Source organism: Anaerobacillus sp. ABR4_321, assembly GCF_056158505.1.
On record NZ_JBSWTK010000001.1, the window covers coordinates 689,154 to 716,152 of the forward strand.

The window sequence follows — 26,999 nt, forward strand, 5'->3', positions numbered from 1 at the left end:
TGTGAACGAGAAGGAATTTGAGCTAAACGATGTCGTCGAAATGAAAAAACCTCATCCATGTGGTGAAAACAAATGGAAGATCATTCGCATGGGCGCAGATATCCGGATCAAATGTTTGGGCTGTGATCACAGTGTGATGCTACCTCGAAGAGAATTTTCTAGAAAAATTAAGAAAGTCCTAGAACGTGCTGATTCGTGACCGTCGCTTTGACGGTCTTTTTTTGTGGGAACAATTCTGGGAAGCTTGTATTTTACCTTCTGAATCTCTATAATTGGAAAAGGTATGTCTCTAGTTTATTCACTAAAAAAGTAATATCAAAAACAGCTTCTGTAAGCTGTTTTTACTGTTATACAAAATAGATGCCCCACGGCTGATTTATAGAAGGAGTGACCGAGATGGCTTTAACCACCGGTATTGTAGGACTTCCGAACGTTGGGAAGTCAACATTGTTCAATGCAATCACACAAGCAGGTGCAGAATCTGCTAACTATCCGTTCTGTACGATCGATCCAAACGTTGGAATCGTCGAAGTTCCAGATGAGCGTCTTCAGAAGCTAACTGAGCTTGTTAATCCTAAGAAAACTGTTCCGACAGCTTTCGAATTCACTGATATTGCAGGTATCGTAAAAGGTGCGAGTAAAGGTGAAGGTCTTGGAAACAAGTTTCTATCACACATTCGTCAAGTAGATGCAATCTCTCAAGTTGTGCGTTGCTTCGATGATGAAAACATCACTCACGTATCAGGTAAGGTAGATCCGATCTCTGATATTGAAACGATCAACCTTGAGCTTGTCCTTGCCGATCTTGAAACAGTCGATAAGCGCATCGGCCGTGTGGAGAAGATGGCAAAACAGAAAGACAAAGAAGCACTTGCTGAATTTAACGTTCTGAAAAAGATAAAAGAAGCGCTAGAAGAAGAAAAGTCTGCTCGTAGCGTTGAACTTACAGAAGAAGAAGAGAAGATCGTTTACGGTCTACACCTTCTTACGAAGAAGCCTGTTCTTTATGTTGCAAACGTTGATGAAGATGATCTACTTGATCCAGCAGATAACGAACACGTTGCACAAGTGCGTGAATATGCGGCAAAAGAAGGCGCAGAAGTAATCGTAGTTTGTGCAAAGATCGAGTCTGAACTCGCTGAGCTTGATGGCGAAGAGAAAGATGCGTTCTTAGAAGACATCGGTATCGCTGAGCCAGGTCTTAACAAGTTGATCAGAGCTTCGTACGACCTATTAGGCCTTGCAACGTATTTCACTGCTGGTGAACAAGAAGTTCGTGCTTGGACGTTCCGTCTTGGAATGAAAGCTCCTCAAGCAGCTGGAATTATTCATACAGACTTTGAACGTGGATTTATCCGCGCTGAAGTGGTTGCGTATGACGATCTAGTCGAAGCGGGAACGATGGGTGCTGCGAAAGAAAAAGGAAAAGTTCGCCTAGAAGGAAAAGAATATATTGTGAAAGACGGAGACGTGATTCACTTCCGTTTTAACGTTTAATGAATAAACCTTGCTAATATAGGTTCGTTTTGTTATAATCTAAAGCTGTGAGTAATTATCTTTGTATACTTACTCCTTGCTCTTATTTAAGAGCCGTTAGACCAAAAGGAGGTGAACGGAATGCGTAACTACGAAATTATGTACATTATCCGTCCAAATATCGAAGAGGATGCACAGAAAGCTCTTATCGAGCGTTTCAACGGAATCCTTACTGATAACGGTGCGGAAATTAATGAAGTCAAGCAAATGGGCAAAAAGCGTCTTGCTTACGAAATCAACGATTTCAACAGCGGGATCTACATTGTTCTTGACATCAACAGTGATATCGAAGCGATCAACGAGTTCAGCCGTTTGATGAAAATCAACGACGATGTTCTTCGTTTCATGACACTTAACCTTGAAGAAGCTAAAAAGTAATTGTTTTATAAATAGGAGGGGTTCTGATGCTGAATCGCGTCGTATTAGTTGGACGTTTAACAAAAGACCCTGAATTGCGTTATACCCCAAGCGGCGTAGCGGTTGCGAACTTCACTCTTGCAGTGAATCGTCCGTTTACGAACCAGCAGGGAGACCGTGAAGCAGATTTTATCAACATTGTTGTATGGCGCAGACAGGCAGAAAACGCAGCCAATTTCTTGAAAAAAGGCAGCCTTGCTGGTGTAGATGGACGAGTTCAAACTCGTTCTTATGATAACAGCCAGGGACAGCGTGTGTTTGTGACAGAAGTGATGGCTGAAAGTGTCCAATTTCTCGAGCCAAAAGGCGCAAGCCAGGGCGGCGGAGGCGGCAACTACGGTGGCGGCTCTCCAAACAGAGATAGCGGCGGTTACGGAAATCAGAACCAAGATCGCAACAACAATCGGAATCAGTCCAACTTTGGAGATGATCCGTTTGCGAGCGATGGCAAGCCGATCGATATTTCGGATGATGACTTGCCGTTCTAATACTCTCTGTTTCGAGCGGTGAAAACAGAGAACAAATTTAAAAGCAAAGGAGGTACTAACCATGGCAAGACCAGGTGGACGTAGAGGTCGTCGTAAAAAGGTTTGTTTCTTCACAGTAAATAAAATCACTTACATCGACTATAAAGATGTAGATCTTCTTAAGCGTTTCGTATCTGAGCGTGGAAAGATTCTTCCACGTCGTGTAACGGGTACTAGCGCTAAATATCAGCGTCAATTGACTCGTGCGGTTAAACGTGCTCGTCAAATGGCACTACTCCCTTACGTAGTAGGAGAGTAACTTGATAAGGAAGAGACAGCAGGATTTGATCTTGCTGTCTTTTTTCTTTATATTGGAAAAAGCAAGGTGGTTTAACGTTACTTGGAAAAAGGTATATGTTCTTTACAATCGCTTGTAAGGGGGATATACCAATGATGGAAACTACAAAATTAACAGTACATAAACAGCATAGTATGAACGCGCTCATTTCGTTTGTGAAACAGGCAAAATCGTTTAGCAGCCATATCACTCTCTATCACGATGGACATAGCATAAACGGAAAAAGTCTTACGAGCGTCATCGCTTTCAATCTGATGGTCAATGAGGAGGATACGATCCTTTTAATCGCTGAAGGGCGTGATGCAATGAGTGCAACTCAGACGTTGAGTGAATTGCTGAAGAGTGAAACAAAGGGTGCTACAGATCAACCTCTTTCATTCATGTAGGTGAGACCAGGCTGTTGTGGTAACAGCCTTTTTTATATGTTAGTTTATTTATAAATGAAAAATTTGCTGTTGCGGGCAGAAATTCTTACAATATAGTAAGGGGATTTCGACCCGTTTTTTATTAGATATAAGGAAGGTCTAAAAACTTGAAAAATCAAACCGTGAAGCAATTAGTGGAAGGAGCTGCGCTAGCAGCTGTATTTGCTGTATTATTTTTAATCACAACGTTCGTTCCGATTCTTGGATCCATTACGTTCTGGGTCTTGCCTATTCCTTTTATTTTGATGGTTGTACGAAATGGTCTTGGCAGTGGATTTGTGATGTGGGGTGTTGCCACTGTATTAGGGTTAATCATCGCTGGATTTCCATCCCTCGCCGCCTCGTTTCCATTTGGAGTAGGGGGCTTAACAGCTGGTTATCTGTATGAGAAACGTAAATCTGCGCTTACTGTTTTGATCGGTAGTGGGATCAGTTATGTGATTACGATGCTAATCCTTTTTATCGGAAGTATACTACTGATAGGTGAGAACCCAATCGATTTAGCGATCTCAATGCTAAACCAGTCATTTAAACAGGCTGAATCAATAAGTGAAGCATTAGGGCAAAATACTGAGCAGTTCGATATGATGTTTGAGCAAATCGAGATCATCAGATATTTGGTTCCTACTCTCCTTGTTATTTTAGGTGTTTTGATGGCTTTAGTCTCACAACTTATTTCTATTCCTGTCTTGAAGAGGGTAGGAGGATTTCAACCTCCGGTGTTTAAACCGATTCGAGAATGGGCATTTCCTAAGAGTTTTTTATGGTATTATTTAGTTGTTACCATTCTAATGATGGTTGGTTTAGAAGAAGGTTCTGCTGCTTATGTAGCTTCTATTAATGTCTATTCAGTATTGAATGCGTTAATTTTTGTGCAAGGACTAGCAGTTATATACTTTTACAGCCACAAAAAAGGTTGGCCGATCGCGGTGCCGATACTTTTCACATTTCTTGGCTTCGCACTATCGTCACTTGTTGTTATCATTGGAATCATCGATCTAGGTTTTGAACTGCGAAGGAGAATGAAATCATAGGTAGGAGCTGAAAATATGCCAAAGTTTTTAACGAAACGGTGGCATGGTTATCATGTGGTAGCCTTGTTCGTCATTTCCATCCTTTTTATCGGCATTATTACTTATTACAACTGGATAATTGGAATTGTAAGCGTCATTGTGACAACGCTCCTCGTTTATTTAGCGATCCGTGCTGAATCGAATTTTCAGGAAGCTCTACGCGACTATGTGTCCACACTTTCGCATCGTGTGAAAAAGGTGGGCGATGAGGCATTGATGGAGATGCCGATCGGTATATTGTTGTATGATGAGGATTACCACATCGAATGGACAAATCCTTACATGCCTACCGTAACGAAGCAGGAGCCTCTGATCGGTCTTTCGTTAAATGAGATTTCAGAAAAAATCATCCCGTTTCTTAAGTCTGAAGCAGAGGATGAAATCTTGACCATCAATGAACGCAAGTATAAAACTTACTTCAAACAGGAAGAACGTTTACTTTATTTCTTTGATGTGACTGAGAAGATCGATATCAAACGAAGGTACAATGAGGAAAAAACCGTAGTAGGGATTATTTATCTCGATAATTATGAAGAGGTAACTCAAGGTTTAGGTGATGAAGTACGTAGTAATTTAAATAGTGCTGTCACGTCGATTTTAAATAAATGGGCCGATGAACATGGCGTTTTTCTTAAACGTAGTTCTTCAGAAAAGTTTTTTGCAGTCCTTAACCAAAAAATCCTTCAAGAACTAGAGAAGAATAAGTTTTCTATTCTTGATGAAGTTCGTGACGTCACGTCGAAGGAAAATATTCATATAACGCTAAGCATAGGAATCGGCAGCGGTCATAGCACGTTAACAGAGCTAGGACAGCTAGCACAATCTAGTTTAGATTTAGCACTTGGCCGTGGCGGTGATCAAGTCGCGATTAAACAAACGAGCGGTAAGGTTAAGTTTTATGGTGGGAAAACAAATCCGATCGAGAAAAGAACGAGGGTTCGAGCGCGTGTTATTTCTCACGCTCTTCGAGAATTGGTCTTAGATAGTGATCAGGTTATTATAATGGGGCATAAAAACCCTGATATGGATTCGATCGGAGCGTCGATCGGTATTTTGAAAGTCGCTCAGGCGAACGGGAAAGAAGGAAATATCGTTTTTGATCAAAATCAAAAAACGAGTGGTGTATCGAGGTTAATCGAAGAAATACAGCAAAATGAGCAACTTTGGGCTCGGTTTCAGGATCCTGAAGAGGCACTTGAGAAGGCAACATCGAACACGCTTCTCGTGGTGGTCGATACACATAAACCTTCACTCGTCATGGAAGAAAAACTTCTTCAAAAGCTTGATCGCGTAGTTGTGATCGACCATCATAGACGAGGGGAAGAATTTATTGAAGATCCCGTTCTCGTCTATATGGAGCCGTATGCTTCCTCAACAGCCGAGCTTGTAACGGAACTCTTTGAATATCAGCCAAAGCGTCTTAAAATGGACATATTAGAAGCGACAGCATTGTTAGCTGGAATCATCGTCGATACAAAAAGTTTTACGCTTAGAACTGGCTCAAGAACGTTTGATGCTGCTTCTTATTTACGAGCACACGGTGCGGATACGGTTCTAGTGCAAGAATTTCTTCGCGAAGACATCGCTCAATATATTCGTCGAGCGCGTATTATCGAAAAGTCAAACATCTATCGTAACGGAATCGCCATTGCACTCGGTGAAAATGATAAGACGTATGACCAGGTCATGATCGCGCAGGCTGCTGATACGTTGCTTTCTATGAGCGGCGTTATTGCATCCTTTGTCATTTCAAAGCGAGATGATGGTAAAGTAAGCATAAGTGCAAGATCTCTTGGTGAAGTAAACGTTCAAATCATCATGGAAGGCCTAGAAGGTGGAGGCCATTTAACAAATGCCGCCACGCAGCTAGATGTAAATACAGTAGAAGAAGCAGAAAGTATGCTTAAAGAAGTCGTAGATGACTATCTAGAAGGGGGAGACGAAGAGTCATGAAAGTAATATTTTTAGAAGATGTAAAAGGTAAAGGTAAAAAAGGTGAAGTTAAAAATGTAGCAGATGGCTATGCTCGTAACCATCTTTTAAAGAATAATCTTGCTGTTGAAGCGAATAATGCAAATATGAAGCAGTTAAAAGCGAAGCAGCGCAGCGATGAAAAGAAAGCACAAGAAGAACTAGATGAAGCGAAGGCTCTTAAAGAAACAATCGAAAACCTCGAGGTTGAAATTTCAACGAAATCTGGTGAAGGTGGCCGCTTATTCGGATCGATCACGAGTAAGAACATCGCTGAGGATCTTAAGAAGCATCATGACATCAAAATTGATAAAAGAAAGATCGAACTAGATGAACCAATCCGTTCACTTGGTTACACAAATGTACCCATCAAATTGCATCAGGATGTGACTGCTACAGTTAAAGTTCATGTCGTTGAGCAATAATAGGTGTTAACGGGTGGAAAAAGCGAAATGCTCAGGGGGAAAACAACATGAGTGATTTATTTGCTGATCGTACGCCACCTCAAAATATAGAAGCAGAACAGGCCGTTATAGGGGCGGTGTTTTTAGAGACAGACGCATTAACGACCGCTACTGAGGTTCTCCAACCAGAAGATTTTTATCGTGCGGCACATCAGAAGATCTTTTCTGTCATGATCGAGCTATCCGAGAAAGGGGAACCGGTTGATCTTGTAACGGTAACTTCTGAGCTTCAAGATCGAAAACTCCTTGAGGAAATTGGCGGTGTCTCTTATTTAAGTGATTTGGCTAATTCGGTGCCAACTGCTGCAAACGTTGAATACTATTCAAAGATCGTAGAAGAGAAATCGATCTTAAGACGTTTGATCAGAGCGGCAACTGATATTGCTTCAGACGGTTATGCGAAGGAAAATGAAATAGAGAACCTTCTATCAGAAGCAGAAAAATCCATTATGGAAGTATCACAACGCAAGAACACCGGTGCGTTTATTTCCATTAAAGACGTTCTTGTCGATGCATATGATAATATCGAAATGCTCCAAAACAACACGGGAGACATTACTGGTATACCTACGGGCTTCTCAGAGCTAGATCGCATGACTGCAGGATTTCAGCGAAACGATCTGATCATCGTGGCTGCACGTCCTTCAGTAGGTAAGACGGCTTTCGCTTTGAATATCGCCCAAAACGTAGCAACGAAAACAGATGAGAACGTAGCGATCTTCAGTCTGGAGATGGGTGCAGAACAGCTCGTAATGCGTATGCTTTGTGCGGAAGGAAACATCGATGCACAGCGTCTTCGTACTGGAGCTCTGACAGGTGATGACTGGCAGAAGCTTACGATGGCGATGGGGAGTTTATCGAACGCAGGTATTTATATCGATGACACACCAGGTATTCGTGTTGGAGACATTCGGTCAAAATGCCGACGTTTGAAGCAAGAAAAAGGACTCGGCATGATCTTGATCGATTATATGCAGCTGATTAGAGGTAACGGCTCTACCGAGAACCGTCAGCAGGAAGTATCAGAGATATCTCGTGCACTAAAAGGAATCGCGAGGGAACTTGAAGTTCCTGTTATTTCACTTTCTCAGCTGTCTCGTGGCGTAGAATCCAGACAGGATAAACGTCCGATGATGTCTGACATCCGTGAATCAGGGAGTATCGAGCAGGATGCCGACATCGTTGCTTTCCTATACAGAGATGATTACTATGATAAAGAATCAGAGAATAAGAATATCATCGAAATCATTATTGCGAAGCAGCGTAATGGACCAGTTGGAACAGTAGAACTTGCTTTCGTAAAGGAATTCAATAAATTCGTTAATCTTGAGAGACGTCACGATGAGAGTGACATTCCTCCAGGTGCGTAATAAGTCCCGATCAGGGGCTTTTTCTTTTATAAGTTGGAAGAAAAATGGGTACATTAACCCTAATAACGAACATAAAAAGTAAACAACGATAAATTGTTCGGTTTTGTTGACTTAATTAACACGAATTGGTACACTTACTCTGGGTTTTTTAAAAAAGTGCATGCTTCACCGAACGAATTCGAATGAAGCATCTGGAGGTGCTGAAATGCCATCAGTAGTGGTCGTAGGAACGCAGTGGGGCGATGAAGGTAAAGGAAAGATTACTGACTACCTTTCTGAAAATGCAGAAGTTGTTGCTCGTTATCAGGGCGGTAACAATGCTGGACATACAATCGTATTCAACGATACGAAATACAAGCTTCACTTGATACCATCAGGTATTTTTTACGATGATAAAATTTGCGTGATTGGTAACGGTATGGTTATTGATCCGAAGGCGCTTGTAGAAGAGCTTGCATATTTACACGAGCGTAACGTTAGTACGGACAACCTTCGTATAAGCAATCGTGCTCACGTGATTCTACCTTATCACCTTAGATTAGATGCTGTAGAAGAAGAGTCCAAGGGTGCAAACAAAATCGGTACGACGAAAAAAGGAATCGGGCCTGCCTATATGGACAAGGCTGCACGTGTTGGTATCCGTATTTGTGACCTTCTCGATAAAGATGTTTTTGAAGAAAAGCTCGAGCGTAACCTTGCAGATAAAAACCGTCTTCTTGAGCGTATGTATGAAGCTGAAGGCTTCAAAAAAGAAGATATTCTTGAAGAGTACTATGAATATGGACAGCAGATTAAAAAGTACGTTGTCGATACATCTGTTGTGTTAAATGATGCGATCGATGAAGGACGTCGTGTTCTTTTCGAAGGTGCACAAGGCGTTATGCTTGATATCGATCAGGGAACGTATCCTTATGTAACGTCATCTAACCCAATCGCAGGTGGTGTTGCGATCGGTTCTGGTGTTGGACCAAGTAAGATCAATCACGTGGTAGGCGTTTCAAAAGCGTATACGACACGTGTTGGAGATGGTCCTTTCCCAACTGAACTTCATGATGAAATTGGAGACAAGATTCGTGAAGTAGGAAACGAATACGGTACGACCACAGGACGACCTCGTCGTGTTGGTTGGTTTGATAGTGTCGTTGTTCGTCATGCCCGCAGAGTTAGTGGAATTACAGACTTATCTCTAAACTCCATCGATGTACTGACTGGTATCGATACGTTGAAAATCTGTACGGCATATAAATATAAAGGCGAAGTGATCGAGGAATTTCCAGCTAGCCTTAAAGTCCTTGCTGAGTGTGAACCAGTATACGAAGAGATGCCTGGTTGGAATGAAGATATTACAGGTGTGAAAGATCTTGGAGAGCTTCCTCCAAACGCTAGGCACTATATTGAGCGTGTTTCTCAGCTTACAGGTATTCCGTTGTCTGTGTTCTCTGTTGGACCAGACCGTAATCAAACAAACATGGTACGCGGTGTATTCGCATAAGTTCGTCCTCAGGAAAGCAAGAGGAATCCAAACTCCTGCGTTATAGGGAGCGCAACACTATAGTTTTTTAGCTGGCAGTTTATACTGCCAGCTTTTTTTAGGCGTTATTACTATAAAACAAAAGCACGGTTTATTTTTATATGATAAGATTGATATTGTTAGAATTTCCTATTTTTTATGAGGTGGGCTTAATGAACCGGGATAAAAGGCAAGTCTTTCGGCACCAACTCTCCGTACCTCTCGCAGCAAAAATGAGGGTATTGAATGGTGACGAACCTGATAGTAAAGAGTTTAATCATAAAATTTATATTCACGACATCGGCCTTGAAGGTATCGGCTTCTCTTCAGATCCTGAGTTAGCGAAACATACAGACTTAGAGTTTGAGTTGAAATTGAACGAAGAACTATTTAAGGTAACTGGTGAAATCCTATGGCTAAAAGCAAACAACCCAGATGATCCTAACACGAGAGGTAACTTTAGCTATGGTGTAAAATTCTATCTAAAAACAGAAAAGCAGTCCTCCCTTGTCTTCCAAGAAGTTAATCGTTTCGCGATACATCGTCACAAGCGTAAGAAAGAAATCCGTGAAATGATGAGAGAAAAACTAAGGAAAAAAGGTGAGACAAGGTAACAGCATCACCTGTTATCTTCACCTTTATTATTTTTATTTAAAGAATCCTTGCTTTTTTCATAAAGCAGTGATAATATAAAACTTGTCGTCATTAAAGAAACCTTTAATGAGCCATTAGCTCAGTTGGTAGAGCATCTGACTTTTAATCAGAGGGTCGAAGGTTCGAGTCCTTCATGGCTCACCATTTTCTTTCCGCAAAGATACATAAGTTGTGAAAGAAGTTAGCATTAATCTTTTTTTACCGTCGCGGGGTGGAGCAGTTCGGTAGCTCGTCGGGCTCATAACCCGAAGGTCGCAGGTTCAAATCCTGCCCCCGCAACCAAAATTTTACCTACGTCGGATAATCCTCCGTGCTAAAATTTTATTGTAGTCCTTTAGGACAACCTAAACAGTTAACAATTAGCTTGCATTCAACAAACGTAAGTGAACAATGTTTTCTCATGTGGTCCCGTGGTGTAGCGGTTAACATGCCTGCCTGTCACGCAGGAGATCGCGGGTTCGATTCCCGTCGGGACCGCCATTTTAATTCTTAAAACGGCTCTGTAGCTCAGTCGGTAGAGCAGTGGACTGAAAATCCACGTGTCGGCGGTTCGATTCCGTCCGGAGCCACCATTTTTAACTTATAATCGCTTAAGATACAAGCATATCTCCTTTGAGATATGCTTTTTTATGTTCCAACATACCCGAAAATACTAGAAATCTTCCCAAGGAATACCACAATCATGACGAATAGACTACATTCTTGTTACAAATTGGGGAGTAATACCCTATTGACTTTATATATATGGTAGGATTCAAATCGTGAGTTAATTTTTTGCGTAGGCAAATCGCAGGAGGAAACATTATGGCAACACCTAAAGTAGTAAAACGAATATGTCAATCCGCTGTTTTGGTCTCGTTGATAAGCGTTAGCATGGTGACTGGTATCGAGCCAGCGGGTGCTACTGTATATAATATGATGAAACCAGTCTATCACGTATACATAGATGGTAGTAATATAGGAACGATCGATGATAAAGAGCAATTGAAAGAGCAAGTGGACAAGATTAAAGAAGAAAAACAAACAGGTGAGTTAACTTTGATGGTCGAAAACGATCTTCAAATCGTCCCAAAACGCTTGTTTCAGCCTTCATATGATAATGAAGAGACGTTAGATAAGGTTGCAGGTGAGCTCACTTTCGTTGCAAAGGGCTATGAACTGTCATTTGAGAATGAATCTGTCGGCATCTTCTCGAGTGAATCTAGCGCGAAAGATGCGCTTTGGGTATACGCAAAGCCATTTCTTTCAGATGATAAGGTCAAAGAGATCGAAAGTAAAATCGATGAAGATAACGAGAAACATCCTGCTGACTACTTAGAGCTTTCTTCTGACTTCTCTATTGAGGAAGTTGAAGCGAAGAAGCATAATGTGTTGACTGAAGAAGAAGGCGTCACGCAAATTGAGGATGGTTATCTTAAAGAAGTTGAGATAGAAGTTTCGGAAGATGAAACGCTCGCTGATCTTGCGGATGAATATGACATGGAAGAAGCAGAGATCAGAGAACTAAATGACCTTGCAGAAGACGATAAGCTTGAGAGGGATAAGGTAACGGTTCTAGAAGAGAAACAATTCGTAAAAGTACTAGAAACAGAAGAAGTTACGAAAGATGAAGAGATTGATTTCGATACAGAAACCACTAAAAGTGATTCTCTTCTAAAAGGAAAGAAAGACGTTACTCAAACCGGGGAAAAAGGTGAGAAGAAGGTAACGTATAGTATTTCACGAGAAAATGGTGAAATCACTAACAAAGAAATTATTAAAGAAGAAGTGACGAAGGAACCCGTTAAGGAGAAGGTTACGATCGGTACAAAAGAGATTCCTTCTAAAGGTACAGGATCATTCGCGTGGCCTGCAGTTGGTGGTACGATAACAAGTAAACAGGGAGAACGTTGGGGATCGTTCCATAAAGGAATCGATATCGCAGGCGTCTCTGATCGGACGATCAAGACTGTAGATAATGGAACAGTCACTGCAGCTGGTAAGCGAAGCGGTTACGGTAACCAAGTTACGATCAACCATAATAACGGAATGAAAACAACGTACGCTCATCTATCATCCATCTCGGTATCTGTCGGAGATACTGTTCAAAAAGGTGACAAGATCGGTGTGATGGGTACGACTGGTAAATCAACGGGAGTTCACCTGCACCTTGAAGTATATAAAAATGGTAACCTTGAAAATCCAATGGATTACCTATAGGAAAGAAAAACCTTCAGTTTTTGCTGAAGGTTTTCTTTTTACATTTGAAGGTAAAGGGTAGAGGATAAATAAAATAGTTATAATATGATAGAATAGACGAAATAAGACATGACTTTTACTTGAGAATACATATTACCTGTATTAATAAAAAGGAGCGTTCATAATGGACAAGAAAATTCTTGTTGTAGATGATGAAAAACCGATCGCTGATATACTTCAGTTTAATCTTGAGAAGGAAGGCTTTAACGTTGTATGCGCTTACGATGGAGATGAAGCAATTGCAAAAGTTGAAGAAGAAAATCCAGACATGATTCTTCTTGATATCATGCTTCCTCAGCGTGATGGCATGGAAGTGTGTCGAGAAGTGAGAAAGAAATACGAAATGCCGATCATTATGCTTACTGCAAAAGACTCTGAAATCGATAAAGTGCTTGGTCTTGAGCTAGGGGCAGATGACTATGTTACGAAGCCTTTCAGTACGAGAGAGTTAATTGCGAGAGTGAAAGCAAACTTAAGAAGACGCCAACAGGAGCCTGAAAAGGAATCATCGACAAACTCTGTTATTAACGTAGGTGCGTTGACGATTCATCCAGATGCGTACCTAGTGACAAAGCGAGAAGAGTCGATCGAATTAACGCATAGAGAATTTGAATTACTTCACTATCTATCGAAGCATATTGGCCAGGTAATGACCCGTGAGCACCTATTACAAACAGTGTGGGGCTATGATTATTTTGGTGATGTAAGAACAGTAGATGTCACTGTGCGCAGACTTCGAGAAAAGGTAGAAGATAACCCTAGTCATCCATCATGGATCATTACTCGCCGTGGGGTTGGATACTATATGCGTGAGCCGGAACAGGAGTAGTCTGATATAAATGGGGAAAGTGGGCTTTTTTAAATCCATACATTTTAAATTTGCAATCGTATATGTTCTTCTTATCCTTATCGCGATCCAATTTATTTCCGTCTATTTTAACGACAAGCTTGAAGAACAGTTTGAACAGAACTATGTGAATTCAGTGAAAGACCGTGCTCAGCTGCTGGCTGAAAATGTGTCGAGTCAAATCAACAGTAAGAGTGATGAGGAAAGCAATTCGATAGCAGAATTAATAGCGAATTTTAACCAAAAGGAGATTCGCCAAATCTATGTCATCAATTCACTTGGTCAGATCGTAGGTTCTCTCTATGATGATGAATTAGTTGGATCGCTTTCAACAAATGAGTACGTGAATAGTGCTCTCAATGGAATTGATGATCAAGAAATATTAGTGGATGAAGATGGAGAGCGGTTTTTCGTCTACAGTGTGGCGGTAGTAGGCGATACGAATTCAACTGTAGGTGCTGTCTATATTCAAGCTGATATGGAACATGTATTTAAGCAAGCGAACGAGGTAAATAAATTATTGGCTCAATCTGCGCTTATCGCGCTTGTCTTAACAGGTTTATTAGGAATCGTTATTTCTCGTACGATTACGCGGCCGATCTCTGATATGCGTAAACAGGCACTTGTTATGGCACGCGGAGACTTTACTCGTAAGGTAAAGGTATACGGAGAAGACGAAATCGGTCAACTTGCGCTAGCTTTTAACGATTTAACTAGAAGGTTACAAGAAGCGAATGCGATTACAGAAGGTGAGCGTCGTAAGCTAACTTCCGTTCTTGCCTATATGACAGATGGTGTTATCGCAACAGATCGTGAAGGGATGATCATCCTTATGAATGATCGAGCTGAGGAGATGATGGATGTTTCGCGTGAAACAGCCTTAGGTACGCCGTTAAATAAGGTTCTCCAATACGCTGAGGAAAAAACGTGGGATGATCTTTATAATGGTCCAGACTCTGTTATCCTCGATTTAAGTAATGAACATCAAACATTTATCATTCGCGTGAACTTCTCTATCATTCATAAAGAAGATGGACCGATCAATGGTCTAATTGCCGTTCTGCATGATATTACAGAACAAGAGCAGCTAGAGCAAGAACGTAGAGAATTCGTTGTGAATGTTTCTCATGAGCTTCGTACACCACTTACAACGATGAGAAGCTATTTAGAAGCTCTTCAAGATGGTGCTCTTTCTGACCCAGAGATTGCGCCACGCTTCTTAAGTGTGACTCAGAACGAAACAGAGCGTATGATCAGACTCGTAAACGACCTTCTTCAACTCTCAAAGATGGATAAAAAGGAATATCGCCTTGAATTTAGCGAGGTTGACTTTGTAGAGATGTTTGATCAAGTTCTAGATCGGTTCGAGATGTCTAAGCGTGAAAACATTGAGATCGTTCGTCAGCTTCCTACTGCTGCAATCTATACGAGAATCGATCGAGATAAGATGACTCAGGTGCTCGACAACATCATTTCCAATGCCATCAAATATTCGCCTGAAGGTGGAACGATCACAGCTCGCTGCTGGACGATCGGTAAAAAAGTTCGTGTTAGTATCAGTGATCAGGGTGTTGGAATTCCAAAGAACAACTTGTCTAAAATATTCGATCGCTTTTATCGAGTCGATAAGGCGCGCTCTCGTCAATTAGGCGGTACGGGTCTTGGATTAGCGATCGCAAAAGAAATGATCAATGCGCACCATGGAGACATCTGGGCAGAAAGTAAGTGGGGTAAAGGAACGACAATTTACTTTACACTTCCTTATAAGCGAATAAGGGAGGTCGAAGAGAATGAGAATGACTAAGAAACATTTGGAGACGATCAAAACGATTTTATTGAACGTTTTAGTCGTATTGAGCCTTGTATTAACCTGGCAGATTTGGACCTTCGAGCCGGATTATGAGAGGGAAACAACGCCTTCTGAGAATAGAACGGTAGGTGTCAAAGAAGTTGATCTAAGTCAGGTCGTTAAACCGAATCAAATTGTGTTTCATCAAAACGATAGCCATTACACGTCATTTGAAAGAGAAACCATCGATTCCTTTTATACGGATTTCATCTCCGGTACAAGGATTAAGTCTGTAACGATGGTAGATAATATCGACAGTCTGATCAATCGTGAAGAAAGCATTGAGTTCATTTTTCCGACTTCACTCTCAAACGATGTGTTAAAAAGTCTTGTGAGTGTTGCAAAGGGTGACATTCCACTAGAAGTATTCGATCGACTTATCGTTCCTTCAGCCCAATCTGGGAAAAACAATGAAGTTATCTTTTTAAATAGCTCTAGTCAGATTGGGATGAGAGCAACGGTCGACGTGTCTAGAGATATGAAAGAGTGGTTCAGTGAAGACTTCTCCTCTCTTCTGGAATCTAACGGAAAAATAACGCGTGCTCGTTCTTATCAACCTAACGAAAATACGCCGATCTTTTATTTACCTACAAATGAAATTCAGATGAGGCTGTATGATGTTAGAACCGATGAATTAACCAATATAGACGCTTTTATCACAGCTCTATTTCCAGATGAAAATGCTGTAGAAGAAAACACGGTTATTAATTCCTCTTCTTTATATACGGATGGAAGTCGCGATTTGAATTATGATAAGACGAATAATTATATGGGCTTTATTAACCCACCTTCTACATCAAGTAAATTTGTGGCGAATGAAGCTCCGATTTTGAATGCTTATGGATTTGTTAATAAGCACTTTGGTTTTCAGATAAGTGATCCGAATGATGACTATTTTCTGAGCGAATGGGTCACATCTTCGAAGACGAAGACAGACCGAATTACCTTTAGATTGAATACGGAAGGATACCCTGTTTTCAGTCCATACCAAGAGGATTTAGATGAAATAAATGTAACTTTAAAGAACAACGAGATCAGTACGTATAAGCGCATGTTGAAGGTGGTCCAATTCGCCAATGACATTGAAACAAGAGGGCTACCTTCTTACGAAAAAGTAGTCTCGCTAATAGATGAAGGGAACTTCAAAAAAAGTGCGATAACGAATTTTACGATCGGTTATACGATTGATCGAGATGAAAACAGTAACCAGGATTTCGTTCTGATGCCTCAGTGGTATGTTAAGTTGAACCAATCATGGACGCCGCTTGAGAATTTAGAGCAAGGAGGGAATGAATTTGGATTGGAATAGAACGAAAACCATACTCATCCTAACCTTCCTTGTTTTTAACATTTTTCTACTCAGTGATTTGATTTCAAAACGAACGGATATTAGTGGTCTTGAGCAGCTTCAGCAGGTAACTCTCGAAGAAAAGCTTGATAGCTTTAACGTTACCTACAAGAAAAAGCCAACTGTTCAGACTGAAAACATGCCTTATATAAGTGGTAAAGTCCATGAATTCAATGAAAAAGAAGAAAAAACATTGGAAGAAGGGACGAGTCAGGAAATTGAGTTAGATGGGAATAAGCTGATCTCCACGCTCGAGAAGCCTTATCCCATCAACGACCCAACTCGAGCTTCAGCCTTTTCAATCTTCTTAGAGACTTATGTGTATGAAGGTTCAAAATATGAATACTCTCATTCAGCAGATGATAAGAATATTATCTATTTCGTAGAAACGTACAAAGATGATCGCCCGATCTACAATCAAAATTCTGGGATGCTGATCGTAAGTATGGAAGACAATAAAGTCACCTCATATACACAAACGTATCTTGACCTCAATTCCATTACGGAGGAGAGAAAGATCGATCCTGCTTCTGATGCAATCGAAGTATTATTAAACCAACAGTACATCGAATTAAACGACGTTGTTGAAGATGTCTCTCTCGGCTACTATACCGTAACGAATGAGGACGAAAGAGAGAAGATCGTGTTTGTTCCAACGTGGCGCGTTGTTTTAACGAATTCAAAGAATGAAGAGCAAGAGCCTGAGGTTTACTATGTAGACGCAATTGAAAAGAACGTGTTTAGTGCTACGGAAGATGACGAAGAAATTGAAGAGAGTGAAGAGGATGGTAACGGTGATAATCAAGGGAAAGATCTGGACCCTTCAACACCACAACCTTCTTCGGGTGAAAAGTAGGAGAGGAATGGAATATGTCTCTTAAATTTAGCGTGCTTGCAAGTGGTAGTACGGGGAATGCACTATTTGTCGGTACAGAGAAACAAAAGTTTTTGGTAGATGCAGGGTTGAGCGGGAAGAAGCTTGAAGAGCTACTCGCCAAAGCTCACATCGATCCTAAAGAAATAGATGGTTTGCTCGTAACTCATGAACATAGTGACCATATTAAAGGTCTAGGGATTTTTGCTCGTCGTTACAAACTACCGATCTATGCAAATGAAAAAACATGGAATGCAATGGAGCGGTCGATCGGTGAAATTCCTCTCGACCAGAAGTTCCATTTTGACATGGAGACTGTTAAAACATTTCACGACTTAGATGTAGAATCATTCGGTGTTTCTCACGATGCGGCTGAGCCCATGTTTTACGTGTTTCATCATGAAGGGAAGAAGCTGAGTCTAGCAACCGACCTTGGCTATGTTAGTGAACGGATCAAGGGGACGATTCGGGATTCGGATATGCTTATCTTTGAAGCAAACCATGACATCAATATGTTGATGATGGGAAGGTATCCTTGGAACGTTAAGAGACGAATTCTTGGAGATATGGGACACGTCTCGAATGAAGATGCAGCAGCAGCCCTCGCAGATATCATCGGTGATAAAACGAAGCGTATTTATTTAGCCCATTTAAGTAAAGATAATAACATGAAGGACCTGGCAAGATTGTCAGTTCAACAGTCTCTTGAACAAAATGGTTTTGCTGTAGGTGAACAGTTCGATCTCTATGATACAGATCCTACAACCCCTACGCTTCTAACAAAAGTATGATGTCTGTTCAAGGTTGGATGGATAGTCTCAATTAGGTCCACCTTTTTTGATAGGAAAGGAAAGGTGAAAAAATTGGGCTTTTATGATGGTGAGGATTATAACCGGACCACTAAACAAAAAGGAAACCGTGGTGGTGCACTTGTTGCTGGATTTCTTGGTGCTATTTTAGGTGCATTGATCATCCTTTTTACGGTTCCAGCCTTGTCTGGGCTTGGAGTATTACCAGAAGTAACATCTCCCGCACCTGAAGAGGAATCGAACGGTCAGCTTGACCAGGATCCGATAACAAAAAGTATCAGTGTAGATGTAACGAATGATATTACTTCTGCGGTTGAAAAGGTCAATGAAGCTGTTGTAGGGGTCATCAACCTTCAGAAAACAGATTTCTGGGCTGAAGATTACGGTGAAGCTGGGGCTGGTTCAGGTGTTATCTACAAGAAGAAGGGCGATACAGCGTTCGTCGTTACAAACAATCATGTTGTTCAGGGTGCGAGTCAAATCGAAGTTAGTTTAAGCGCAGAACAACGTGTGGCTGCTGAGCTTGTCGGGACCGATCCGTTAATGGACCTTGCTGTATTAAAAATACCTTCTGATAACGTTACGATGGTAGCTGATTTTGGAGATTCGGATAAATTAAAGCCAGGAGAGCCAGCGGTCGCAATCGGTAATCCACTCGGCTTTCTTGAAGGCACTGTCACTCAAGGTATCGTAAGTAATCCTGAGCGCTCATTTCCGGTCGATACAGACCAAAACGGAACGATCGATTGGAATGCCGATGTTATTCAAACAGATGCCTCTATCAATCCAGGGAATAGTGGAGGAGCTTTAATTAACATTTCTGGCCAGTTGATCGGTATTAACTCGATGAAGATTGCGAGGTCGAGTGTTGAAGGAATTGGATTTGCGATCCCTATCAATATCGCAGAACCGATCATTAACGACTTAGAGACTTATGGTGAAGTCAGAAGACCTCAAATAGGGGTTGGAACGAAATCGTTATCTGAAATACCAACTTACCATTGGAGTGAATCGTTAAAGCTTCCAATGGATATTGATTACGGTGTTGTCATCATGAGTGTATTTCCAACGTCAGCAGCATATCAGGCTGGACTTAAAGAGTTGGATGTGATTACTGCGATAGACGGAGAAACGATCAAGAACTCAATAGACTTACGGAAGTTTCTTTATTCCAAAAAAGAAATCGGGGATACAGTATCGATGACGATTTATCGTGAAGGAAAAAAGCAAAATGTAAAGGTAACGTTATCTGAACAACAAACCTCATAAATCACTTATTAACAGGAGAGGAAACTCTCCTGTTTTACTGTTTGAGTTATGCACAGTGGATAACTAGAAAGGATGGCTTAAATGAAGATTCATTGTTGTGAAGAGCATGTAGAGCTTGCTTTAGATGTGACTGTAGATGAAACGGAGCAGTTTCCTGTTTTAGAAAAGCTTGAAAAGAATGATGGAAACTTGTCCACAACATGTAAATATTGCAGTAAACCTGCCGTATATATGGTGTCGAACTAATATTCGGTCACGACATGTGGATAGAAAATGTGTATATGTGGATAAGTTCTGTTGATAACATGTTTATTAATTGTGGATGTACTGTATATAGAACGACTGTGGGAGGAGAATGATCGATTTGAATATCAGCATCGTGACGGTAGGAAAATTAAAAGAAAAATACCTTAAACAAGGAATTGCTGAGTATACGAAACGACTTGGACCTTATGCAAAAATAGAAGTGATCGAGGTCCCAGATGAAAAAGCACCTGAGAATCTTAGTGAAGTTGAAATGGAACAGGTTAAACAAGCTGAAGGGAACAGAATTCTATCGAAAATCTCTCCAGACGCTCACGTGATCGCATTAGCGATTCAAGGAAACATGAAAACCTCTGAAAAACTGGCGAAAGACCTGGATCAGCTCGCCACATATGGTAAAAGTAAAGTAGCGTTCGTCATAGGAGGCTCTCTAGGCTTGAGTGAGGACGTTATGACAAGAGCGAATGATACACTATCCTTTTCTAAGATGACGTTCCCTCATCAGCTTATGAGGCTTGTTCTCGTCGAGCAAATCTACCGCGCGTTCAAGATTAACCGTGGTGAACCGTATCATAAGTAATGAAAGTCTACTAAAGCGTTTCTCTAATAGGAGAAACGCTTTTATATTACTGCAAACTTCCTCCCTATGATAGCCGTTTCCCTTTCCATTAGGATTGCAACTCATAGATATTTTTTACAATTGTGAAATAAATCTATAAAATGGTTATAATGGAGATAGAAAAAGAAAGTGCCAAAGTGACGCCTTGCTTTGATGAAGCTTGTGCGCATACTCTTTATTACTATTAGAGATAAGGAAGGATATCATGAGTAACAATCACAAAAAAGACGTTATCTTAATTGGTGCTGGTGTCATGAGTGCCACTTTGGGATCATTACTGAAAGAGTTAGCACCGAATTGGAACATAAAAGCATTTGAAAAGCTAAGCCGTGCAGGAGAGGAAAGCTCTAATGAGTGGAATAACGCTGGGACAGGCCATGCTGCGCTTTGTGAGCTCAACTATACTTCTGAAAAAGCAGATGGATCGATCGACATTAGTAAAGCTGTTAAAGTAAACGAGCAGTTTCAGTTATCAAGACAGTATTGGTCTCATCTCGTAAACAGAGGCTTGATCGATAATCCTCAAGAGTTTATCATGCCGATTCCCCATATGAGTCTCGTACATGGTGAGGCGAATGTGGCATTCTTGAAAAAGCGGATGGAAGCGTTGTCAAAGAAGCCTTTGTTTCAAGGTATGGAGTTTTCAGATGATCCTGAGAAGCTTAAAGAGTGGATGCCACTTATTATGAACGGACGCTCATCAACTGAACCAATTGCAGCTACGAAAATCGACTCCGGAACAGACGTTAATTTTGGTGCGCTAACGCGTTTACTATTTAAGAATTTAGAAAGTGAAAACGTTGCCATCAATTATAATCATAGTGTAGAACATATTAAGCGTAAGAAAGACGGACAATGGGAAGTTAAGGTTCAAGATATGGAAAACGATAACTTGGAATACCATTCCGCCGACTTCGTTTTCATTGGAGGTGGAGGGGGAAGTCTTCATTTGCTACAGAAGACGGGTATCCCTGAATCGAAGCATATTGGCGGGTTTCCTGTAAGTGGACTCTTTATGGTGTGTAAAAACCCAGAGGTAATCGAGCAGCACCATGGGAAAGTATACGGTAAAGCCAAAGTAGGAGCCCCTCCAATGTCTGTTCCACACCTGGATACGAGGTATATCGACAATAAGAAAAGCTTGCTATTCGGCCCATTTGCTGGTTTCTCGCCAAAATTCTTAAAAGGCGGTTCAAATCTTGATCTGATCAGCTCTGTTAAACCAAACAACGTGTTAACGATGATGGCGGCAGGAATGAAAGAGATGGGACTTACAAGATACTTGATTCAACAAGTGATGCAGTCTCACGAGCAGCGCATGGAAGAGATACGTGAATTTATTCCAGATGCTAAATCTGAAGACTGGGAAATTGTTGTAGCAGGTCAGCGTGTGCAGGTTATCAAAGATACGGAAACTGGTGGCAAGGGGACGCTTCAATTCGGCACTGAGATTGTAAACGCTTCTGATGGCTCGATCGCTGCTCTACTTGGTGCTTCTCCGGGTGCTTCTACAGCTGTTCATGTAATGCTTGAGCTTTTTGAACGTTGTTTCCCGCAATATTTGGCAGATTGGGAGCCTAAAATTAAAGAAATGATCCCTTCCTACGGCCAGTCGTTAGCTGAGAACCCTGAACTTTTTAAAGAAATTCATACTTCAACTGCTAACACACTCGGTTTGTATCAACAGGAAGTCGTGTATAGCTAATAAATTCTAGCCAGGCGCATTTTGATCGCCTGGCTTTTTATTTGGCCTTACATAAAGATTGCATGGATAGAGTAGAGGGGGGAGACTTGCAATGAAAAAATAAAAGTATACAAAAGTGTGTACTTGTTTGCAATTCTGTTTACAAGTATACGTAATATGTACACTTGTTTACTTTATTGTATACATGGCTTAGTGACGGCATGTGTACGTATTTGTAAACAAGTAAACAAAAAATGTATACATGTAAACAAATTTGTACACAAGTATACATAATTGTAAACTAGATAGAATGACTCATTGACGAAAAACGAAATCTTCTATAACTTTTAACTTAATAGTAGAAATACTAGATTCATTTAAATTTGAAAGGGTGGATCGATTTATGAGTAATTCGAGAATTGCAGCAGTTGATGTTGGTAATGATTCTCTAAAAGGAATTTATGGAAAACTTGAATCCGACTTATACATACCAAACGTGATAGCAAGAGATATTGAGGACCGTCCTGTAATTGGTATTGAAGAACTTGATACGAAGGATCCTCTTGATGGAATCCACATCAGAGTACACTCCCCTGCTCTTCAAGATAACAATGCGATTTACCGAGTAGGAAACCTTGCGACAACTAGTGATAATCCTACAGAGCTTGATCCAGGTAGCGCTAAATCAGAAGAAGACCAAACGTTGATCATGCTTTTTGCATCACTTGCGTTGGATGCAGTGGATGAGAAGAACACGGCAAATTTCAAGAATCAGAATGGCGTAATCGATGCGAATTATACACTCGGTACTGGACTTCCACTTCGTGAAGTGAAGGAAGGTAAGGATGTAGGTTATCGCTCAAGACTACTAGGATCTGTGCACCAGGTAGAGTTCTTAGTAACGCCTAAGCACCAAGGTAAGAAGGTTAATATTAAGTTTGATGAAGTAAAAGTTTATCCTGAAGGCTTTGCTGCTTATATCAATCTAGTAATGGATAACGACCTAAACATCATAAATAAGGATCTAATCGATAAGCGTATTCTTATTCAAGATATTGGTGGTCTATCTACTGATATCGCAGTTATCAAGAATAGAAACGTTGATGATGACAAAGCACAAGGTTTTAACATCGGAGTAGCGGAATCGCTAGAATTGATTCGTGAAGAAATCCGTTCTAAACACGGCGTTGAGCTAGACAGCAGACGCGATGTAGTCGATATCATCACCAAGAAAAATGATCGTAATCACATCATGGTTCGAGGCAGTCGCACGAGTGTTCATGATATTACAGACCGTATTCTTCTTGAACTTGCAAAGAAACAGTACCGTCACCTTCGTAATGTGTGGCAAAAGAACTCTCAAACTGAAATTTGCTACTTTGTAGGTGGTGGCTCGATCGTCCTTAAAGATTACCTTAAGACATTAAACAACAACCTGGACGGCTATAATATCGACTTCTTTGAAGATGAAAAAGAAAGCATCTGGATGATGTCTAATGCTTACTATAAGTTGATTTCAGACTACAATCGAAAGCTTAAAAAAGAGTCTTCAAAAGAGAAAAAGGAAGAAAAGCACAAGGTCAAGAACTAGGGTGATTTGATGAAAAAGGCGGGGATGACAGGGATTCAGAGGGGTCAGGCCATCACGTTTCGGCTGCCTTCTGACACACCTGATCACATTCTGAAACAATTGCAGAAATTAAAAGAAGAAGAGAAGAGAAATTTCTCGAGTCGGATTGCAGAGTATGTCCTTGAAGGTGTCACTCAAACGATTAAGCGAGATAAAGAGGCCATTACTGTTCCTCTACCAAAAAGTTTGAGCAAAGCCCAGCGGGATTGGTTAAAGCATGAACACTCTGAGGCACTTCTAGGCAATATTGTTTATCAGATTTTATCAGATCCTCTTCGTGCAGCATCGGTATTAGCCACGTTTACAAGTAGTTCTCTAGATATTGAAGAAGCCCTTTACTGGCAGGAGAACGGCTCACAAGCCGCACCTACACAAGAACGTGTTGAAGAAGGTCAATCTGAGTCAGAAGTTACACGGAACGATGATGATCTAATGAATTTCGACTGGGAGCACGCAAAACAAGAGCAAAGTTCATCAGTCGAGCAAGAACCTGAGAGTGATGAAGATTTGCTTGGAGGTTTCTTAGACAAAATGAATAAATAAAGAGGCAGGAGATCTCTCCTGCCTCTTTACGTTATATTTTCCGGGCAATATCATTAAAGCTTTCGCATAGCGTCAGCAACGAACTCAACGTCCGTACCTACGATGATCTGCAGGTTGCGGCTATCCACTTTCACCACACCTCTTGCTCCGTATTTCTTCAACTCTGCTTCGTTCACTAGTGAAGCATCTTTAATTTGTAACCTGAGTCGTGTTGTACAGTTATCGATCGATGAGATGTTTTCAATTCCACCGATACTTCTTACAAAGTGACCAGCCATAAGATCGTATTTATCACCTTCAGCTGGAGTGTCATCCTGTGCAATCATATCGTCATCTTCCCGTCCAGGAGTTTTAAGATTAAATGCTCGAATAAGGAAAAAGAAGATGATGAAGTATAAGATACCATAGGCTATTCCGACACCAAGCAGCAGTAGTGGCTTTTGAGCTAATCCATAGTTAAGAAAGTAATCGATCGCTCCGGCCGAGAATCCAAATCCGTGATGGATATCAAGTACGTATGCAAGCACCATGGAACTTGCCGTTAGAAGCGCGTGAATGACGTAAAGGAATGGTGACAAGAACATAAATGCAAATTCGATCGGTTCCGTGATACCCGTAAGAAATGATGCGAAAGCGATCCCGATAAGCATACCACTTACCTCTGCTCTTCTCTCCCTTTTTGCAGTTGCGATCATGGCTAGACATGCTGCAGGTAAGCCAAACATCATAATCGGGAAGAAGCCCGTCATGAAGATACCGGCTGATGGATCTCCTGCAAAGAAACGGTTCAGGTCTCCCGTTGCACCATTGTATTCACCGAATACAAACCAAACAAGACTGTTTAGCACGTGGTGTAATCCAAATGGAATCAAGAGTCGATTTAAGAATCCGAATACCCCTACTCCAAGCGCACCAGCATCAATGATCCACTGTCCGAGAGCGTTGATTCCATCTTGGATAGGTGGCCATATAAACCCAAATATTCCAGCTAAAATAACCATTGTAGCTGCGGTTACGATTGGTACAAATCGTCTTCCACCGAAAAAACCGAGCCAGCTAGGTAATTTGACATTATAAAAACGGTTATACAATAAGCCGGCTATGAGCCCGGAAATAATACCACCAAGTACGGCCATCTCGATATTATCATCGATGGCTTTTGACCCCTGCGTAAGGACAAGATAACCGATTGCCCCTGCTAGTCCCGCAGCACCGCTTCCGTCTTTTGAGAAACCAATGGCTACCCCTATCGCGAAAATAAGTGCAAGATTATCGAAAATAGCTCCACCGGCAGCCGCTACGAACGGAATTCCCAGCAGGTCATCCTGTCCTAAACGAAGCAATAGAGCAGCCGCTGGTAATACAGCGATCGGCAGCATCAATGATTTACCTATTCTTTGTAAAGCTCCTAACATAACAACTTCTACCTCCTTTTAGTCGTATTGAAAACGTTTTAACTCCAAAACAATCATAACAACATTTAAATATAGTTGTCTATACCAATTTAGACCTAAATTATCTTGGGCTGCTTTATCTGGTATAGACAACTGTACTTTGCGGTGATAAAATTTATATAACAAGTCCAAACAAGGAGTTTGATCGTATGAATGGAGATAGCTTTGTTATAAATCGTGTGAAAATATATGCTGAAGATGAAACGATTCAGAATGGTTATCTCAAAGTTAGAAATGGAAAGATCGTAGCGATCGGGCATTCTAACTCCCTTGAGACAAGCCCTGATGAACCGGTCTATCAGGCCCCGAAAAACCATAGTTTATTGCCAGGAATGATCGATGTTCACATTCATGGAGCCAATGGAGCAGATACAATGGACGCTACTCCTGAAGCGATTGAAACGATCGCGAGAACACTTCCTTCTGAAGGAACGACAAGCTTTCTTGCTACTACGATCACGAACGATGATCTTGCAATCGAGACAGCGTTATCAAATGTAGGAGATTATATACTAAATAAGCAATCTCCTGGACACGCAGAGATTATAGGCGTTCATTTAGAGGGACCGTTCATTAATCACATTCGCGCAGGAGCGCAGCCTTCTGAAGCGATTCAGAAGCCGGATATCTCTGTATTTAAGAGATGGAACGAATTGGCGCAAGGCACTATAAAGCTCGTGACGTTAGCACCTGAGTTAGGCAGTGGAATGGAACTTGTTCGTTACTTATCCAAGCAAGGAATCGTTGCTTCGATTGGTCACTCTGATGCAACATACGAGGATGTTCAAGAAGCGATTAAAAATGGTGCAACTCATGTAACACATCTCTACAATGGAATGAGAGGACTTCACCATCGAGAGCCTGGCGTTGTCGGCGCTGCTTTGCTATTTCCAGAACTGAAAGCAGAGATCATTGCGGATGGGCATCACGTGCGGCCTGAAATGATCGATTTAGCTTATCGCCAAAAAAACGATGAGGGAATCGTATTGATCACAGATTCCATGCGTGCGAAATGCTTGAAGAATGGAAGCTATGACCTTGGTGGTCAGGACGTTTCCGTAGAGGATGGGAAGGCATTGTTAGAAAACGGTACGCTAGCTGGAAGTGTATTAAAAATGAATCAAGCTTTGAAGAACATTCAAACCTTTACGGGCTGCTCTCTACAAAGTGCGTTCAAGATGGCAGCTGAAAACCCAGCACGCCAATTAGGTGTTTTTGATCGTAAAGGAAGTATCGCAGTAGGAAAAGATGCAGACCTCATCCTTCTTGATGAAGAAGGAGAAATTTATGCTACGTTCTGTAAAGGTGTACGTTCATAGTCAACAT

At 41.2% G+C, this 26,999-nt stretch carries 26 protein-coding genes and 4 tRNA genes; 29 read left to right on the forward strand and 1 reads right to left on the reverse strand.

From position 1 onward, the window contains the following. Position 1: 1 nt before the first annotated feature. The 28 genes from ACXADT_RS03790 (at position 2) to ACXADT_RS03925 (ending at position 24,219) form a co-directional block, all read left to right on the forward strand. Positions 2 to 199 (forward strand): DUF951 domain-containing protein, encoded by a 198-nt coding sequence (locus ACXADT_RS03790; RefSeq protein WP_270183016.1) that lies wholly within the window; start codon positions 2 to 4, stop codon positions 197 to 199. Between the two features lie 197 nt (positions 200 to 396). Beyond that, positions 397 to 1,497, forward strand: coding sequence for a redox-regulated ATPase YchF (ychF, locus tag ACXADT_RS03795; protein WP_270183015.1), 1,101 nt, complete (start codon positions 397 to 399; stop codon positions 1,495 to 1,497). A gap of 120 nt (positions 1,498 to 1,617) precedes the next feature. After that, positions 1,618 to 1,914, forward strand: coding sequence for a 30S ribosomal protein S6 (gene rpsF, locus ACXADT_RS03800; RefSeq protein WP_270183014.1), 297 nt, complete (start codon positions 1,618 to 1,620; stop codon positions 1,912 to 1,914). A 26-nt stretch (positions 1,915 to 1,940) separates the two neighbouring features. Then, the gene (ssb, locus tag ACXADT_RS03805) at positions 1,941 to 2,441 is read left to right on the forward strand and encodes a single-stranded DNA-binding protein (protein WP_270183013.1); all 501 of its coding nucleotides are present in this window, start codon (positions 1,941 to 1,943) and stop codon (positions 2,439 to 2,441) included. Between the two features lie 61 nt (positions 2,442 to 2,502). Next, on the forward strand, positions 2,503 to 2,739 hold the full coding sequence (rpsR, locus tag ACXADT_RS03810) for a 30S ribosomal protein S18 (RefSeq protein ID WP_270183012.1): 237 nt from the start codon (positions 2,503 to 2,505) through the stop codon (positions 2,737 to 2,739). 131 nt (positions 2,740 to 2,870) lie between these two features. Beyond that, on the forward strand, positions 2,871 to 3,164 hold the full coding sequence (locus ACXADT_RS03815; RefSeq protein ID WP_270183011.1) for an HPr family phosphocarrier protein: 294 nt from the start codon (positions 2,871 to 2,873) through the stop codon (positions 3,162 to 3,164). 146 nt (positions 3,165 to 3,310) lie between these two features. Next, the gene (locus ACXADT_RS03820; protein ID WP_270183010.1) at positions 3,311 to 4,237 is read left to right on the forward strand and encodes a YybS family protein; all 927 of its coding nucleotides are present in this window, start codon (positions 3,311 to 3,313) and stop codon (positions 4,235 to 4,237) included. A gap of 15 nt (positions 4,238 to 4,252) precedes the next feature. Beyond that, positions 4,253 to 6,229 (forward strand): DHH family phosphoesterase, encoded by a 1,977-nt coding sequence (locus ACXADT_RS03825; protein WP_270183009.1) that lies wholly within the window; start codon positions 4,253 to 4,255, stop codon positions 6,227 to 6,229. Then, the gene (rplI, locus tag ACXADT_RS03830) at positions 6,226 to 6,672 is read left to right on the forward strand and encodes a 50S ribosomal protein L9 (protein WP_270183008.1); all 447 of its coding nucleotides are present in this window, start codon (positions 6,226 to 6,228) and stop codon (positions 6,670 to 6,672) included. Before ACXADT_RS03825 ends, rplI begins: the two co-directional genes overlap by 4 nt. A 47-nt stretch (positions 6,673 to 6,719) precedes the next feature. Beyond that, positions 6,720 to 8,081 (forward strand): replicative DNA helicase, encoded by a 1,362-nt coding sequence (dnaB, locus tag ACXADT_RS03835; RefSeq protein WP_270183007.1) that lies wholly within the window; start codon positions 6,720 to 6,722, stop codon positions 8,079 to 8,081. A gap of 205 nt (positions 8,082 to 8,286) precedes the next feature. Beyond that, on the forward strand, positions 8,287 to 9,573 hold the full coding sequence (locus tag ACXADT_RS03840) for an adenylosuccinate synthase (protein ID WP_474809771.1): 1,287 nt from the start codon (positions 8,287 to 8,289) through the stop codon (positions 9,571 to 9,573). Positions 9,574 to 9,764: 191 nt separating this feature from the next. Further along, complete coding sequence (locus ACXADT_RS03845) at positions 9,765 to 10,205, forward strand: PilZ domain-containing protein (protein WP_474833232.1); 441 nt, start codon at positions 9,765 to 9,767, stop codon at positions 10,203 to 10,205. A 108-nt stretch (positions 10,206 to 10,313) separates the two neighbouring features. Further along, positions 10,314 to 10,389 (forward strand) — tRNA-Lys (locus tag ACXADT_RS03850). Positions 10,390 to 10,450: 61 nt separating this feature from the next. After that, a tRNA-Met gene (locus ACXADT_RS03855) sits at positions 10,451 to 10,527 on the forward strand. Between the two features lie 122 nt (positions 10,528 to 10,649). After that, a tRNA-Asp gene (locus ACXADT_RS03860) sits at positions 10,650 to 10,725 on the forward strand. A gap of 16 nt (positions 10,726 to 10,741) precedes the next feature. Next, positions 10,742 to 10,817, forward strand: a tRNA-Phe gene (locus ACXADT_RS03865). A 232-nt stretch (positions 10,818 to 11,049) separates the two neighbouring features. Continuing rightward, complete coding sequence (locus ACXADT_RS03870; RefSeq protein WP_474833234.1) at positions 11,050 to 12,444, forward strand: peptidoglycan DD-metalloendopeptidase family protein; 1,395 nt, start codon at positions 11,050 to 11,052, stop codon at positions 12,442 to 12,444. A gap of 163 nt (positions 12,445 to 12,607) precedes the next feature. Further along, positions 12,608 to 13,312: a response regulator YycF gene (gene yycF / locus ACXADT_RS03875; protein ID WP_270180569.1), complete on the forward strand. Its 705-nt coding sequence runs from the start codon at positions 12,608 to 12,610 to the stop codon at positions 13,310 to 13,312. A gap of 10 nt (positions 13,313 to 13,322) precedes the next feature. Beyond that, entirely contained in the window at positions 13,323 to 15,134 is a 1,812-nt protein-coding gene (gene walK / locus ACXADT_RS03880) for a cell wall metabolism sensor histidine kinase WalK (RefSeq protein ID WP_270180568.1), read from the forward strand. Next, entirely contained in the window at positions 15,121 to 16,488 is a 1,368-nt protein-coding gene (locus tag ACXADT_RS03885) for a YycH family regulatory protein (protein ID WP_474833235.1), read from the forward strand. The genes walK and ACXADT_RS03885 overlap by 14 nt, the downstream gene beginning before the upstream one ends. Then, the gene (locus tag ACXADT_RS03890) at positions 16,475 to 17,383 is read left to right on the forward strand and encodes a two-component system regulatory protein YycI (protein ID WP_474809780.1); all 909 of its coding nucleotides are present in this window, start codon (positions 16,475 to 16,477) and stop codon (positions 17,381 to 17,383) included. Before ACXADT_RS03885 ends, ACXADT_RS03890 begins: the two co-directional genes overlap by 14 nt. Positions 17,384 to 17,397: 14 nt before the next feature. Further along, entirely contained in the window at positions 17,398 to 18,192 is a 795-nt protein-coding gene (locus ACXADT_RS03895; protein WP_270180565.1) for an MBL fold metallo-hydrolase, read from the forward strand. 72 nt (positions 18,193 to 18,264) lie between these two features. After that, the gene (locus ACXADT_RS03900) at positions 18,265 to 19,479 is read left to right on the forward strand and encodes a S1C family serine protease (protein WP_270180649.1); all 1,215 of its coding nucleotides are present in this window, start codon (positions 18,265 to 18,267) and stop codon (positions 19,477 to 19,479) included. Between the two features lie 81 nt (positions 19,480 to 19,560). Next, a complete protein-coding gene (locus ACXADT_RS03905) occupies positions 19,561 to 19,725 on the forward strand; it encodes a CxxH/CxxC protein (protein ID WP_270180564.1) in 165 nt (54 codons plus the stop codon). A gap of 118 nt (positions 19,726 to 19,843) precedes the next feature. Then, the gene (gene rlmH, locus ACXADT_RS03910) at positions 19,844 to 20,323 is read left to right on the forward strand and encodes a 23S rRNA (pseudouridine(1915)-N(3))-methyltransferase RlmH (RefSeq protein ID WP_270180648.1); all 480 of its coding nucleotides are present in this window, start codon (positions 19,844 to 19,846) and stop codon (positions 20,321 to 20,323) included. Between the two features lie 229 nt (positions 20,324 to 20,552). Beyond that, on the forward strand, positions 20,553 to 22,067 hold the full coding sequence (locus ACXADT_RS03915; protein ID WP_333489732.1) for a malate:quinone oxidoreductase: 1,515 nt from the start codon (positions 20,553 to 20,555) through the stop codon (positions 22,065 to 22,067). A 382-nt stretch (positions 22,068 to 22,449) separates the two neighbouring features. Then, positions 22,450 to 23,637: a ParM/StbA family protein gene (locus ACXADT_RS03920; protein WP_270180563.1), complete on the forward strand. Its 1,188-nt coding sequence runs from the start codon at positions 22,450 to 22,452 to the stop codon at positions 23,635 to 23,637. Between the two features lie 9 nt (positions 23,638 to 23,646). Continuing rightward, complete coding sequence (locus ACXADT_RS03925; RefSeq protein WP_474809785.1) at positions 23,647 to 24,219, forward strand: hypothetical protein; 573 nt, start codon at positions 23,647 to 23,649, stop codon at positions 24,217 to 24,219. Between the two features lie 53 nt (positions 24,220 to 24,272). On the opposite strand, the gene nagE is transcribed toward ACXADT_RS03925, so the two are convergent. After that, a complete protein-coding gene (gene nagE, locus ACXADT_RS03930) occupies positions 24,273 to 25,634 on the reverse strand; it encodes an N-acetylglucosamine-specific PTS transporter subunit IIBC (RefSeq protein ID WP_474833237.1) in 1,362 nt (453 codons plus the stop codon). 188 nt (positions 25,635 to 25,822) lie between these two features. Here nagE and nagA point away from each other — a divergent pair, with 188 nt between their 5' ends. Next, entirely contained in the window at positions 25,823 to 26,992 is a 1,170-nt protein-coding gene (gene nagA, locus ACXADT_RS03935) for an N-acetylglucosamine-6-phosphate deacetylase (RefSeq protein WP_474833238.1), read from the forward strand. Positions 26,993 to 26,999: the final 7 nt, after the last annotated feature.

What these genes read in the sequence shown, in the direction of transcription:
- ychF (WP_270183015.1), top strand. Translation starts at nt 397, where the DNA reads ATGGCTTTAACCACCGGTATTGTAGGACTTCCGAACGTTGGGAAGTCA.
- rpsF (WP_270183014.1), top strand. Translation starts at nt 1,618, where the DNA reads ATGCGTAACTACGAAATTATGTACATTATCCGTCCAAATATCGAAGAG.
- ssb (WP_270183013.1), top strand. Translation starts at nt 1,941, where the DNA reads ATGCTGAATCGCGTCGTATTAGTTGGACGTTTAACAAAAGACCCTGAA.
- rpsR (WP_270183012.1), top strand. Translation starts at nt 2,503, where the DNA reads ATGGCAAGACCAGGTGGACGTAGAGGTCGTCGTAAAAAGGTTTGTTTC.
- ACXADT_RS03815 (WP_270183011.1), top strand. Translation starts at nt 2,871, where the DNA reads ATGATGGAAACTACAAAATTAACAGTACATAAACAGCATAGTATGAAC.
- ACXADT_RS03825 (WP_270183009.1), top strand. Translation starts at nt 4,253, where the DNA reads ATGCCAAAGTTTTTAACGAAACGGTGGCATGGTTATCATGTGGTAGCC.
- rplI (WP_270183008.1), top strand. Translation starts at nt 6,226, where the DNA reads ATGAAAGTAATATTTTTAGAAGATGTAAAAGGTAAAGGTAAAAAAGGT.
- dnaB (WP_270183007.1), top strand. Translation starts at nt 6,720, where the DNA reads ATGAGTGATTTATTTGCTGATCGTACGCCACCTCAAAATATAGAAGCA.
- ACXADT_RS03840 (WP_474809771.1), top strand. Translation starts at nt 8,287, where the DNA reads ATGCCATCAGTAGTGGTCGTAGGAACGCAGTGGGGCGATGAAGGTAAA.
- ACXADT_RS03845 (WP_474833232.1), top strand. Translation starts at nt 9,765, where the DNA reads ATGAACCGGGATAAAAGGCAAGTCTTTCGGCACCAACTCTCCGTACCT.
- ACXADT_RS03870 (WP_474833234.1), top strand. Translation starts at nt 11,050, where the DNA reads ATGGCAACACCTAAAGTAGTAAAACGAATATGTCAATCCGCTGTTTTG.
- yycF (WP_270180569.1), top strand. Translation starts at nt 12,608, where the DNA reads ATGGACAAGAAAATTCTTGTTGTAGATGATGAAAAACCGATCGCTGAT.
- walK (WP_270180568.1), top strand. Translation starts at nt 13,323, where the DNA reads ATGGGGAAAGTGGGCTTTTTTAAATCCATACATTTTAAATTTGCAATC.
- ACXADT_RS03885 (WP_474833235.1), top strand. Translation starts at nt 15,121, where the DNA reads ATGAGAATGACTAAGAAACATTTGGAGACGATCAAAACGATTTTATTG.
- ACXADT_RS03895 (WP_270180565.1), top strand. Translation starts at nt 17,398, where the DNA reads ATGTCTCTTAAATTTAGCGTGCTTGCAAGTGGTAGTACGGGGAATGCA.
- ACXADT_RS03905 (WP_270180564.1), top strand. Translation starts at nt 19,561, where the DNA reads ATGAAGATTCATTGTTGTGAAGAGCATGTAGAGCTTGCTTTAGATGTG.
- ACXADT_RS03920 (WP_270180563.1), top strand. Translation starts at nt 22,450, where the DNA reads ATGAGTAATTCGAGAATTGCAGCAGTTGATGTTGGTAATGATTCTCTA.
- ACXADT_RS03925 (WP_474809785.1), top strand. Translation starts at nt 23,647, where the DNA reads ATGAAAAAGGCGGGGATGACAGGGATTCAGAGGGGTCAGGCCATCACG.
- nagE (WP_474833237.1), bottom strand. Translation starts at nt 25,634, where the DNA reads ATGTTAGGAGCTTTACAAAGAATAGGTAAATCATTGATGCTGCCGATC.
- nagA (WP_474833238.1), top strand. Translation starts at nt 25,823, where the DNA reads ATGAATGGAGATAGCTTTGTTATAAATCGTGTGAAAATATATGCTGAA.